Annotated in this window: 13 protein-coding genes and 1 riboswitch; of the genes, 6 read left to right on the forward strand and 7 right to left on the reverse strand. The window is 59.1% G+C overall.

Annotated features, from left to right (window positions below):
• The first annotated feature begins 62 nt into the window (after positions 1 to 62).
• Complete coding sequence (locus tag AO240_RS14960; RefSeq protein WP_099237118.1) at positions 63 to 464, forward strand: RidA family protein; 402 nt, start codon at positions 63 to 65, stop codon at positions 462 to 464.
• Here AO240_RS14960 and AO240_RS14965 read toward each other — a convergent pair.
• Genes AO240_RS14965 through AO240_RS14975 form a run of 3 tightly spaced genes read right to left on the reverse strand, consistent with a single transcriptional unit; the run spans position 454 to position 2,033 of the window.
• Complete coding sequence (locus AO240_RS14965; RefSeq protein WP_099237119.1) at positions 454 to 1,350, reverse strand: LysR family transcriptional regulator; 897 nt, start codon at positions 1,348 to 1,350, stop codon at positions 454 to 456. The two genes, AO240_RS14960 and AO240_RS14965, sit on opposite strands and share 11 nt — an antisense overlap.
• Positions 1,351 to 1,369: 19 nt before the next feature.
• Complete coding sequence (locus tag AO240_RS14970) at positions 1,370 to 1,675, reverse strand: XRE family transcriptional regulator (protein WP_099237120.1); 306 nt, start codon at positions 1,673 to 1,675, stop codon at positions 1,370 to 1,372.
• Positions 1,668 to 2,033, reverse strand: coding sequence for a type II toxin-antitoxin system RelE/ParE family toxin (locus tag AO240_RS14975; protein WP_099237132.1), 366 nt, complete (start codon positions 2,031 to 2,033; stop codon positions 1,668 to 1,670). The genes AO240_RS14970 and AO240_RS14975 overlap by 8 nt, the downstream gene beginning before the upstream one ends.
• A 289-nt stretch (positions 2,034 to 2,322) precedes the next feature.
• Between AO240_RS14975 and AO240_RS14980 the strand changes: the two genes are divergently transcribed.
• Both AO240_RS14980 and AO240_RS14985 read left to right on the forward strand, forming a co-directional pair.
• A complete protein-coding gene (locus AO240_RS14980) occupies positions 2,323 to 4,131 on the forward strand; it encodes a monovalent cation:proton antiporter-2 (CPA2) family protein (RefSeq protein ID WP_099237121.1) in 1,809 nt (602 codons plus the stop codon).
• Between the two features lie 72 nt (positions 4,132 to 4,203).
• A complete protein-coding gene (locus AO240_RS14985) occupies positions 4,204 to 4,758 on the forward strand; it encodes a hypothetical protein (RefSeq protein WP_099237122.1) in 555 nt (184 codons plus the stop codon).
• A 152-nt stretch (positions 4,759 to 4,910) separates the two neighbouring features.
• On the opposite strand, the gene AO240_RS14990 is transcribed toward AO240_RS14985, so the two are convergent.
• From AO240_RS14990 to AO240_RS15000, 3 genes are read right to left on the reverse strand one after another with little or no spacing between them, the layout of a single operon-like run.
• On the reverse strand, positions 4,911 to 5,630 hold the full coding sequence (locus AO240_RS14990) for an alpha/beta hydrolase (RefSeq protein ID WP_099237123.1): 720 nt from the start codon (positions 5,628 to 5,630) through the stop codon (positions 4,911 to 4,913).
• Positions 5,631 to 5,642: 12 nt separating this feature from the next.
• Positions 5,643 to 6,398 (reverse strand): precorrin-6A synthase (deacetylating), encoded by a 756-nt coding sequence (cobF, locus tag AO240_RS14995; protein WP_099237124.1) that lies wholly within the window; start codon positions 6,396 to 6,398, stop codon positions 5,643 to 5,645.
• Between the two features lie 45 nt (positions 6,399 to 6,443).
• A complete protein-coding gene (locus AO240_RS15000) occupies positions 6,444 to 6,998 on the reverse strand; it encodes a histidine phosphatase family protein (protein WP_099237125.1) in 555 nt (184 codons plus the stop codon).
• Positions 6,999 to 7,166: 168 nt separating this feature from the next.
• A riboswitch (yybP-ykoY riboswitch) is annotated at positions 7,167 to 7,336 on the forward strand.
• Between the two features lie 10 nt (positions 7,337 to 7,346).
• On the opposite strand from AO240_RS15000, the gene mntP reads away from it, so the two are divergent.
• Positions 7,347 to 7,910 (forward strand): manganese efflux pump MntP, encoded by a 564-nt coding sequence (gene mntP / locus AO240_RS15005; RefSeq protein WP_099237126.1) that lies wholly within the window; start codon positions 7,347 to 7,349, stop codon positions 7,908 to 7,910.
• A gap of 141 nt (positions 7,911 to 8,051) precedes the next feature.
• Here mntP and AO240_RS15015 read toward each other — a convergent pair whose 3' ends face one another.
• Complete coding sequence (locus tag AO240_RS15015) at positions 8,052 to 9,119, reverse strand: NAD(P)-dependent alcohol dehydrogenase (protein WP_099237127.1); 1,068 nt, start codon at positions 9,117 to 9,119, stop codon at positions 8,052 to 8,054.
• A gap of 207 nt (positions 9,120 to 9,326) precedes the next feature.
• Between AO240_RS15015 and AO240_RS15020 the strand changes: the two genes are divergently transcribed.
• Positions 9,327 to 10,145, forward strand: a complete 819-nt coding sequence (locus tag AO240_RS15020; protein ID WP_099237128.1) for an alpha/beta fold hydrolase — start codon at positions 9,327 to 9,329, stop codon at positions 10,143 to 10,145.
• A gap of 155 nt (positions 10,146 to 10,300) precedes the next feature.
• Positions 10,301 to 11,299 carry an NAD(P)H-quinone oxidoreductase gene (locus AO240_RS15025; RefSeq protein WP_099237129.1) on the forward strand — a complete coding sequence of 333 codons (999 nt, stop codon included), beginning with the start codon at positions 10,301 to 10,303 and terminating at the stop codon, positions 11,297 to 11,299.
• Positions 11,300 to 12,295 lie beyond the last annotated feature (996 nt).

Raw genomic sequence — 12,295 nt, forward strand, 5'->3', positions numbered from 1 at the left:
TTGTTCGGTGTTTCACTGCACTAGCATCCGTCAGGTCTTGCACTGAACCTTGAGGAAACACCATGAGCACGCCCGAGTTTTTCGTCACACCCGGCTATGGCGACTACCTGCGCGAACACCTGCACTACTCCCAGGCGGTAAAAGTCGGCAATCGCGTGGAAACTTCAGGCCAGGGCGGCTGGGATGACCAATTCCGGATACCCGCCGACCTCGCCGAAGAAATTGCCCAAGCCTTCCATAACCTCGACCGCACGCTGGCCACCGCCGGGGCGCGCTGGGAGCAGGTGATTCATGTCAACTCCTATCACGTTGGCGGCTTCCCGCCAGAGGTCAACGAGGCGATGGTCAAGCAGTACCGCCGCTACATGCCCGACCACGCGCCGATCTGGACACAAGTCGGTGTCGAGGCGCTGGGCTTGCCGACCATGCGTGTAGAGATTCGCCTGACGGCGATTATTGACTGATGCCGAAAGTGCGCATCACCCACTCGGTAAACACCTTGAGCCGTGCGCTTTGGTGGCGATTGGGTGGGTAAAGAATATGCAGCGGTCTGGTCGGGCGCGACCAGTCCGGCAACACGCTGATCAGTTGGCCAGTGTCGACGTAGTACTGCACGATCGATTTGAAGTGCTGCCCCACGCCTAGTCCGGCAAGCAGCATTTCCTTGAGACCATTGCCCTCATTGGTCGAAAACGCACAGTCGGCCACTTCAATGCACTGGCCGTATTTTTCGAACATCAGCGGCACAGGCTTGCCCGCCCCGGTAAAAAAGTAACCGACCTTGAGATGGTTTTGCTGCAGGTCTTCGGGCGAGGCTGGCATGCCCCTGCGTTGCAGGTAACTCGGTGCGGCGCAGGTCAGGTACTCAAGATCAGCGACCTTGCGCCCGATCATCGCCATATCCTCAAGCTCGCCAGCCCGAATCACACAGTCAACGCCTTCCCCGACGATATTTACCGCGCGGTCGCTGATGCCCAGCGCAACGCTGATGCCCGGGTACTCGCGATGAAACTCCGGCAGCGCCGGGATCAACAGGCAATTGGCAAAAGACGCCGGCGCATCCACCCGCAGATGCCCGCCGGGCTTAAGGATTTGCCCGCGTGCTGCGCTGTCCACCTCATCCAGCTCATCCACCAGGCGCCGGGCATGGCGGTAATACTCCAGCCCTTCAGGCGTCGGCGCCAGCGCGCGAGTGGTGCGGTGCATCAGCTTGATGCCAAGGTGCTTTTCCAGGTCCGTGACCAACTTGCTGACGGTGGAGCGCGGCAGCGCCAACTGGTCGGACGCACGGCTGAATGAACCGGTATCGACCACACGGACGAAGGTGCGCATAGCGAGGAGCTGGTTCATATGGGTCGGCCAATAGGCATCAGTGAGCGAAGTTGTCGATCTTGACCTGCCCGTCCGGAAACGTCGCGATGACTTCAAGCTCGCCACCCATCGCACGGATGTAGTCACGCAACGTGCTGATGTACATGTCGGTACGACGTTCCATTTTCGACACCGCCGCCTGGTTGATATTCAATGCCTTGGCGAGGCTTTCCTGGCTCAGCTGTTGTGCCTTGCGCAGCTCATGCAGCGGCATTTCCTTGAGGTGCTGGTGGAACAGTTGCTCGGCCTCGGCCCGAGCCTGGGGTGCCATGCGAGCTTGAAGTTCAGCAAATTTCTTAGCCATGTTTACGGCCCTCTTTACGCAATGTGTCCAAATGTACGTCATACAGCGTTTCTGCCTCGGGGACGTACGTTTCATACCATCGGTCTTGTGCAGTTTTATTGCCGCCAATCAGCAATACCGCGCAGCGCCTGGGATCAAATGCATAGAGCACTCGATAAGGGCGCCCCGCGTGCTGTATACGCAGTTCTCGCAGGTTGCCATGCCGAGACCCCTTGATATCGCTGCTGTGGGGAAAGCGCAGGCCCGGTCCGAAAAGCCCGAGCAGATCAACGCTGGCAGATACCGACGATTGCTCCCTTGCATCCAGGCAACCCCACCAATCTGCGAATTCATCCGTGTATTCAACGTCCCATACCATGCGAATATGCCACCCAAGGAATATAAACTCAAGGGCATAACTCTGGTTCACATAAAGCCATCCAGCCAGCCGCACTCCGCCGTAAATTGTTTGCACATTGTTCTGGCAGCGTGCAGAACACGCATCTCGTCATATCCAGAGCCAAGCCGATACGTTGCGCAAGCACTGTTTGCGCGTGGGGGGACAGCCGACGGTCATCGACTGTCGCGACAAAAATACAAGTTTCCGGATGTAAAAAAGCGCTCTAATACTCGCCTGTTGATTGGCAATAAAGATTCTGGAGTTCGCAATGCCCCATGAAGGCAACCTGTTACAAGCAGCCGTGGTGTTCCTGCTCGCCGCCGTGCTGACTGTGCCCTTGGCCAAGCGCCTGCAACTGGGTGCGGTGCTGGGCTATTTGTTCGCCGGCGTGATCATCGGCCCGTCGGTGTTGGGCTTGGTGGGTAACCCGCAAAGCGTGGCGCAGTTCTCGGAACTGGGCGTGGTGCTGCTGCTGTTTATTATCGGCCTGGAGCTGTCGCCCAAGCGTTTATGGGTGATGCGCAAGTCGGTGTTCGGCGTCGGCCTGGCCCAAGTGTTGCTCACGGGCGTGGTGATGGCCGTGGTGGCGCTGTGGCTGTTTGGCCAGTCCTGGAACAGCGCCATTGTGCTGGGCCTCGGCCTGGCGTTGTCCTCCACGGCTTTTGGCCTGCAAAGCCTGGCCGAGCGCAAGGAACTCAACCAGCCGCACGGGCGCCTGGCCTTTGCGATTTTGCTGTTTCAGGACATCGCGGCGATCCCGCTGATCGCGATGGTGCCACTGCTGGCCGGCAGCGATCACCCGACCACCGAGGCCCAAGGCCTGCAACATGTGCTGCAAATTCTCGGCAGCATCGCCGTGGTGATCCTCGGCGGTCGCTACCTGCTGCGCCCGGTGTTTCGCATTGTCGCCAAAACCGGCCTGCGCGAAGTGTCCACCGCCACCGCACTGCTGGTGGTGATCGGCACCGCCTGGCTGATGGAACTGGTGGGCGTGTCGATGGCCCTCGGCGCGTTCCTCGCCGGGTTGCTGCTGGCGGACTCGGAATACCGTCACGAGCTGGAATCTCAGATCGAGCCGTTCAAGGGGCTGTTGCTCGGGCTGTTTTTTATCAGCGTGGGCATGGGCGCCAACCTCAGACTGCTGCTCAGCTCGCCGCTGGTGGTGATCGGCCTGACCCTGCTCTTGATCGGCTTGAAGCTGCCGATCCTGTACGCCGTGGGTCGGCTGGCGGGTGACCTCAACCGCGAAAGCGCGTTGCGCCTGGGCGTGGTGCTGGCGGCGGGTGGTGAATTCGCGTTTGTGGTGTTCAAGATCGGCCGCGACCAAGGCCTGTTCGAGCCGCACCTCTACGACGTGCTGGTGCTCACCATCACGCTGTCGATGGCGGTGACACCGTTGCTGCTGCTGGTGTGCCCAAAACTATTCAAGCCCAAGGTCAAACCCGTCAACGTACCGGAGGAATACCGCGCCATCGAAGGTGATACGCCACGCGTGGTGATTGCCGGCATGGGCCGAATGGGCCAGATTGTGGCGCGTATTCTGCGCGCGCAAAACATCTCGTTTATTGCCCTCGACACCTCGGTAGAAACCATCGAACTGACGCGCAGTTTCGGCGGCATGCCGGTGTTCTATGGCGACCCGCAACGCCCGGAAATCCTCCACGCGGCCAAGGTCGACCAGGCAGAATTTTTCGTGATCGCGATGGACGATCCGGAGATCAACATCAAGACCGCCGAACTCGTCCGCAACCTCTACCCGCACATGAAAATCATCGCACGCGCGCGCAACCGCCAGCACGTGCACCGCCTGGTGGACCTGGACGCGTCACCGGTGCGTGAGACCTTTTATTCAAGCCTGGAAATGAGCCGGCGCACCCTGGTCGGGCTGGGTTTGAGCCAGGCGCAGGCCGATGCGCGTATCAGCCGCTTCAAAAACCACGACTTGCAGTTACTCGCCGCGCAACACGCGGTATACGACGACGCCGCCAAGGTGATGCAATCCGCTCAGGAAGCCCGCACGGAACTGGCGCGGCTTTTTGAGATGGACCGGCTTGAAGAAGAGTCCGACAAGGTTTGAGGCTACTTATGAACGTTATTACGAATTTTCTGACAAAATACCGTGCAATTTCGTTCATCACTGGAGCGTTTCATGGCCACTTTCACTAAAACCGTCGCCCTGCTGGCCCTCGCGCTCACCGCTAGCAGCGTGTTTGCAGCCACCAAACCCACCGAACAGACCATCTCGACGCTGGGCGGCAAATTCACCTTCAACTTGCCCAAGGCTTACACCGCCGACACGCTGCCAAGCGGCAAGGTTGAGGATGGCACCGCCGACACTCAGGGCACCCTTTACGCCAACTCGACCACTAAAAGCGTGGTGATCGTCGCCGAAACCGTACGCAAGGACGCGGCGCCGATCAAGGACAATGACCCGCAGTTCCTCGATGGCGCCGTGGCCGATTTCGTCAAGGACCAAAGCGCCGCACTGCCTGACTTCAAGAAGCAAAACGAGAAAAAACTGACCGTTAGAGGCCTTGGACTGCGGCAGGTGGACAGCACGGCCACCCAGGGCGGCGGCAAGACCTTGAACTCCACCTTTCTGGGCGGCTCGGGCAACCACTTGCTGGTGATTCAGGCGATTTCGCGAGCGGATGATGTAAAGGGCCACGCCGAGTTGGTGAAGCAGATTACTGGCGCCAAGTAAGTAAACCTGCACAACAACCAGTATCAAATACTGTGGGAGCGGGCTTGCTCGCGATTGCGGTACGTCAGATAAGTATTTTTCAACTGACGCACCGCTATCGCGAGCAAGCCCACTCCCACAGAAGGCGCTTTTGATCCAGGCTTGCCACAGGTTTATTTCAGGCTGTTTTCCAGCCAGGCTTTCAAATCCTGCACCTCGGCCTCACTCACGGTGTGCGGCATGCCCGGATACCCGTGAAACTCCGGCTTCAACCCCAACCCCGTTAACACCTCGTTCGCCCGCGTCGCCGAGGTATACGGCAGGGCCTGATCCAACGTGCCGTGGCCGATAAAAATCGCCAATTGGCCCAAGGCTGCGCTGGGCTTTAGCTCAGCCTTGAGCACCGGCAACACGCTGCCACTCAACGCTGCGATCCCGCGCACCAACTTGGGCTGCCGCAAGCCCACCTCGTAAGACATGATCGCGCCCTGGCTGAACCCGACCAAAAATACCCGATCGCTTTGGGTGTGGTACTTGGCCGTGGCTTTGCCGACAAAGTCTTCGATCAGCTTGGCGCTGCGTTGCAAATCGGCCGTCTCGCCATCGTAATCGCCATCACCCGGCGTCTTGGTAAACCAGCGATAGCCATTCGGGGGCACCGGCAGCGGCGCGCGCGCCGACAAGTATGTCCACGTCGACGGCAGTGCGTCCTTGATGCCAAACAGGTCTTCCTCGTTGCTGCCAAACCCGTGCAGGAAAATCACCAGCGGCTGGTTGCGCGCCTCACTTTGAGTCTGTTCCAGGTACGCCAACGGCAAGTCGGTATGCAGTTCAGAATCGGCATGTGCGGAGCCCGCGAAAAGGGTCAACGCCAGGGCAAACAGTTTGAGCATGGGGAAGCTACCTCAGGGTTTGCGCAACAAATAAGTGTCCATGATCCAACCGTTTTCCAGGCGCGCAGCCTTGCGCACCCGTTCGATTTGTTCAGCCACTTCACTGACCTTGCCGCTGATGAGGATTTCATCCGGCGTGCCCAGGTAGGCGCCCCAGTAAATATCCAGGTCTTGGTCAGCCACGCTGCGGTAGGAGTCTTCGGCGTCGAGCATCACCACCAGGGTGTCCGCATCACTCGCCTGCCCCGCCGCCAGCCGGCGCCCGGTGGTGATTTCGACGGAACGGCCGATGCGGTTCAACGCCACCTTATGCTGAGCGGCCAGGGCCTGCACGCTGGTGATGCCGGGGATCACCTCAAACTCAAATTCACAGCGGCCACTGGCCAGAATCGCCTGCAGAATACGCAGGGTGCTGTCGTACAGCGCAGGGTCGCCCCAGGCGAGGAAAGCGCCGACCTCACCGTCAGCCATTTCTTCGTTGATCATGCGTTCGAAGGTCTGCTGCTTGTCACGATTGAGGTCTTGTACGGCGGTGGTGTAGTCAATATCGCCACGCACGCGCTCGGGGCATTCGGCCTCGACGAAGCGGTAGCCGGGCTCGGTGATGTAGGTTTCGCAGATCTCGCGGCGCAGGTCGATCAGCTTGCTTTTGCTCTGGCCCTTGTCCATCAGAAAAAACACGTCGGTGCGGTTCAGCGCCTTCACGGCCTGCATCGTGATGTAGTCAGGGTTGCCGGCGCCAATGCCGATGATCAGGATGCGTTTCATGGGTTGCTCTCAATGCGGGGCGTAGATTTTGCCATGTTCGCGGGCTCAGGCGTGAGTTTCCAGGCGCAGGCGCCACACGCTGTTGAAGCGCAGCTCGGTGCTGGACAGCGGCTCAACGTCGATCCGGTAGAACATCGAAACCGGGAACTGCAAGACGTACAGCATTGCGGCGCGAATCACAAACGGGTGGGTAATAGCCACTATGTGCCCGGATTGGCATTCGAGGGATTTCATCCAGCGCCCTACCCGTGCGCACACCTGCTCCACCGACTCGCCGCCGTGCGGCGCGCTGGCGCTGTCGGCCATCCACGCGCTTAATTCGTCGCCGGCAAGCTGGGCGATTTGCTGACCTTTCCAGCGGCCAAAATCTGCATCGCGCAAGGCGTCTTCACGCTGTGCGTTGTCGCTGAACAAGCCGGCTGTTTGTCGGGTTCTGGCCTCTGGCCCGCACACCACGCGCAGGCTTTTTTTGAAGCGACCGGCTTGCGATAAGGCAGCGCTGTGCCAGTCCATCGTGATGGGCTCATCATCAGCAAACCGCGCTTGTTTTTGAAACGGCGTGGCGGCATGGCAAATCAAGGTTAAACGGGTGGCCTGCATCACAGTTCACTCTAGTTGCGCGCGCAGTCAACGTAGACCGGCCAAATTGGTTGAGCATATTACAATGAATAGGGCGCAGGACCTCGACTGGGTTGGGTGGGCGTCGAAGGTCTTCCGGGTGGCGTAAACACAGGTTAACGAATTTTTCATGTCGTGGCGTTTATGCTGCAGCCCTTCGTTGGGGAGTAACCGGCTTCTGACTCGGTCAGAAGCGTTCGTATCAACATATTCGGCAACCTGCCGTGGTACGAACACCGTTGTGGTTGGTGAGACCAGCGACACATCCATGCCTAAAGTCGGGCGTGTGGTTGTGTCGTTGACTCATACAGCCCGACTGGAACGCTTACCGTGAACCCCATTTCGCTGATCTTCCTCGCGCTTGCCATGTCCACTGACGCCTTTGCGGCGGCGATTGGCAAAGGCTCCAGCCTGCACAAACCACGCTTGACCGAAGCCCTGCGCGCGGGCCTGATCTTTGGTGTGATTGAAGCGATCACGCCGATGATCGGCTGGGCCATCGGCCATGCAGCCACACGCTGGGTAGAAAGCTGGGACCATTGGATCGCCTTCACGCTGCTGGTGGTGCTGGGCGCGCACATGATCTACAACGGCTTCAAGCCAGACGACGAATCGGTTGAAAAACCGACGCAGCATTCCTTCATGATCCTCGCCATCACGGCTTTTGCGACAAGCATTGATGCACTGGCGGTCGGCGTGGGCCTGGCTTTTGTCGACGTGAATATCCTGCTGGCCTCAGCGGCCATAGGCCTGGCGACCATGACCATGGTGACCATCGGCATGATGCTCGGCCGAGTGCTGGGTACGGTGGTGGGCAAACGTGCCGAGGTGGTCGGCGGCGTGGTGTTGATGCTGGTGGGTGCGACGATTTTGTACGAGCACTTGTCGGCCTGATTAGCCGAGAATGCAGTCAAATGTGGGAGTGGGCTTGCTCGCGATGGCATCAACCCGGTATGCCTTACATACCGAGCTGACTGCATCGCGAGCAAGCCCGCTCCCACAAAAAGCCTTTGATTCAAGCCCTCAAGTGGGCTTTCAGGCCGCGTGGCTTTCCTTCTTCAAACTCTCCATATCAATCACGAAGCGATACTTCACATCGCCCTTGAGCATTCGCTCGTACGCCTCGTTGATCTCCTGGATATCAATCATCTCAACGTCCGAAACAATCTTGTGCTTGGCGCAGAAGTCCAACATATCCTGAGTTTCCTGAATGCCGCCAATCAACGAGCCCGCCAGACTACGGCGCTTGAAGATCAGGTTAAACACCGTAGGCGACGGATGCGGGCTGTCAGGCGCCCCGACCAGCGTCATGGTGCCATCACGCTTGAGCAGGTTAAGGAACGCATCAAGGTCATGCGGCGCGGCCACCGTGTTGAGAATGAAGTCCAGACTGTTGGTGACCTTGGCCATCTCATCCGGGTTCTTCGACACCACCACTTGGTCGGCACCCAAGCGCAGGCCGTCTTCACGCTTGTTCGGCGACGTCGTAAACAGCGTGACGTGTGCGCCCATCGCATGCGCGATCTTCACCGCCATATGGCCGAGCCCACCCAGACCGACCACGCCGACCTTGGAACCGGGGCCCACTTTCCAGTGGTGCAGCGGCGAATAGGTGGTAATGCCGGCGCACAGCAGCGGCGCGACTGCCGCCAGGTTGGCGTCGTCGTGCGAGATGCGCAGCACGAACTTCTCTTTGACCACGATCGCGTCGGAGTAGCCGCCGTAGGTGTTTTCGCCGCCAAACACCGGGCCGTTGTAGGTGCCGGTAAAGCCATTCTCGCAGTATTGCTCGTCGCCCTCGGCGCAGGACGCGCACGCCTGGCAACTGTCGACCATACAACCGACACCGGCCAAATCACCGACCTTGAATTTTTTTACATCGGCACCGACTGCGGTAACGCGGCCGACAATTTCATGGCCCGGCACCGACGGGTACAAAGTGTTGTGCCACTCGTTGCGCGCGGTATGCAAATCGGAATGGCACACGCCGCAGTAAAGAATATCGATCTGTACGTCATCCGCCCCTGGGGTGCGGCGCTCGAAGGTAAAAGGCTTGAGCGAATCCTTGGAATCCCGCGCGGCGTAGCTGTAAGTCTTGGCCATTTGGTTCACCTGTTGATGTGACGGTAGAGGTCAGTTGACCAGCATAAACCCTGAACCGTTCAATCGATCAACGGCGATCGCCAACGCGTCGCCAGTGGCGCACGTACAAGGAACGTTGCGCCAGTGCCCAGGGTCAAGAACCTGTCGGCGCCCGGTTTGCATCACTCGTTATGCCGAGCTTTTTTACTCGATAATCAGGAGTTTTGTATGAGTACATTCGTTGCCAAAGACGGTACCCAGATCTATTTCAAGGACTGGGGCAGCGGCAAACCCGTGCTGTTCAGCCATGGCTGGCCGCTGGATGCCGATATGTGGGAATACCAGATGGAATACCTCAGCAGCCGTGGCTTTCGCACCATCGCGTTCGACCGCCGTGGTTTTGGCCGGTCAGACCAACCGTGGACCGGCAACGACTACGATACCTTCGCCGACGATATTGCCCAGTTGATCGAACACCTGGACCTGAACGACGTGACCCTGGTGGGCTTCTCGATGGGCGGCGGCGACGTTGCGCGTTACATCGCTCGCCATGGCAGCGCGCGGGTTGCCGGCCTGGTGTTGCTGGGTGCCGTCACCCCACTCTTGGGCCAGAAACCGGACTACCCACAGGGTGTGCCGGCCGACGTGTTCGACGGCATCAAAGCCGGGTTGCTGAAAGACCGCGCACAGTTCATTGTCGACTTCAGTACGCCTTTTTTTGGCCTCAACAAAGGCCAGGCTGTCTCCGCAGGCGTGCAGAGCCAGACCCTGCAAATCGCGTTGCAAGCTTCACTGAAATCCACGCTGGACTGCGTCAGCGTGTTTTCCGAAACCGACTTCCGCCCGGACATGGCCACCATCGACGTGCCGACCCTGGTGATCCATGGTGACGCCGACCAGGTTGTGCCGTTCGAGACCACCGGCAAGGTTGCGGCCGAGATGATCAAGGGTGCTGAGCTGAAGGTGTACAAGGATGCGCCACACGGTTTTGCGGTGACCCACGCCCAGCAGTTGAACCAAGACCTGTTGGCGTTCCTCAACCGCTGAAGCAACTGCCCTGCCCTCTGCTCTTTTTGGCCGGGCTTGCCCGGTCTTTTTTTGCCTGGTGCAAACCTTGCGCTATAGCTGCGTATGATCCTGCTGAACCGCTGACGCCTTGGCACGGTCCCAGCTCATACGCTCATCGCTACAGGAATGTTCAAATGACGCTTCCCAAAGAAATGACCCTCATCGAAATCACCACCCCCGGTGGCCCGGAAGTCTTGCAGCCACGCAGGGCCGACGTGCCGGTGGCAGGTCCCGGTGAAATTCTGATTCGCGTGCACGCCGCCGGGGTCAATCGCCCTGACGCGTTGCAGCGCGCCGGCAAATACCCGATGAAACCCGGCATGAGCCCGATTCCAGGCCTGGAGGTGGCCGGTGAAGTGGTCGCACTCGGCACCGGAGTCAACGAATACGCCGTCGGCGACAAGGTCTGTGCACTGACCAACGGTGGCGGCTATGCGCAGTTTTGCGCCGTACCGGCCAGCCAGGCACTGCCGATCCCGGATGGCATGGACTGGATTCACGCAGCGGCCGTTCCAGAAACCTTCTTTACCGTGTGGGCCAACCTGTTCGGCCTTGGCGGTGCACACAAGGGCCAACGTGCGTTGATTCACGGCGGCACCAGCGGCATTGGTACCACCGCGCTGATGCTCTGCCGCGAGTTTGGTATTCAGGCCTACGCCACCGCTGGCAGTGCGGACAAATGCGCCGCCATCGCCAAGCTCGGCGCTGAACCGATCAATTACCGCGAGCAGGATTTTGCCGACGTCATCGCGAAAAAGACCGGCGACAAAGGCGTGAATGTAATTCTCGACATCATGGGCGCCTCGTACCTGAACAATAACCTCAAGGCTTTGGGCATGGACGGCCACCTGGTGATGCTGGGCTTCCTCGGTGGCGGCAAGGCCAACGATGTCGACCTGCTGAGCATCCTCGGCAAGCGCGCGGTGATCACCGGCTCGCTGTTGCGGGCACGCAGCAAGGACGAAAAGGCGGCGATTGCCGAACAACTGCGCGAGTACGTGTGGCCGGTATTGGCGGCTGGGCGTTGCCTGCCGATGATCGACAAGGTGTACGAATACACCGACGCCGCCCAAGCCCATGCGCGCATGGAAGCGGGCGACCATATCGGCAAAATCGTGTTGCGCGTGGAGTAAGCCACGCTCCTGTCAAACTGCAGATAACCTATTGTTTTGGCTATTGAAGTTTATGCAGGTTTGTGGGTTTGGTCTTGGGTGCATATCCGTTATTTTTTTGATAGCTGGTATCGGTTCCGCTCTTACAGCGGGTCACTTTTGATAGAGCGCAAAAGTAACCAAAACGCTCTTGCCCCACCACTCGGCACCTCGCTTAGGCTCGGTGTGCCCTCACTCCGATATTACGGAGCGGGCCGCCGCGACGGGGCGTCCCTGCCCCGTCGCGGCTAAACCGGCGTCCTGCCGGTTTACCCGCTCCGTAATATCTGCGTTCGGCCATCGTGGTTTAACGGGGCGCTTCTAAAATCAAAATCACGATCACAAGCAGGCGGCCTGAAAGCCGACCCAATCTCACATGCTGAATGCGGTCAAACGTGGGAGATTCTATGGCTGAAAAAGCGGGACGCAGAGCGTCCGGAGCGGCATTACCACGCAGAGCGTGGGAACGATCATCCCTCAAGCAGAACTCGGTCAACTGTGGGAGGGGGCTTGCTCCCGATGGCGGCGGGTCAGTCAACTCATGTATCAACTGTAAAACTGCTATCGGGAGCAAGCCCCCTCCCACAAAAAGCTAAAAAAGCAGATCTGCTGTGTATGCAAAACTGCTTTTGATCCGCTTCAACCACTCAGGCCGCAGAGCGTCCGGAGCGGCATTACCACGCAGAGCGTGGGAACGATCATCTAAGCCGAACTCGGTCAAACTGTGGGAGGGGGCTTGCTCCCGATGGCGGCGGGTCAGTCAATTCATGTATCAACTGTGAAACTGCTATCGGGAGCAAGCCCCCTCCCACAAAAAGCAAAAAAAACAGATCTGCTGTGTATGCAAAGCCGCCCTTGATCCGCTTCAACCACTCAGGCCGCAGAGCGTCTTTAGCGGCATTACCACGCAGAGCGTGGGAACGATCATCTAAGCCGAACTCGGTCAAACTGTGGGAGGGGGCTTGCTCCCGATGGCGG

The sequence above is a fragment of the Pseudomonas sp. ICMP 460 genome (assembly GCF_002723595.1).
In the GTDB taxonomy this organism is placed as follows: Bacteria; Pseudomonadota; Gammaproteobacteria; order Pseudomonadales; family Pseudomonadaceae; genus Aquipseudomonas; species Aquipseudomonas kitaguniensis.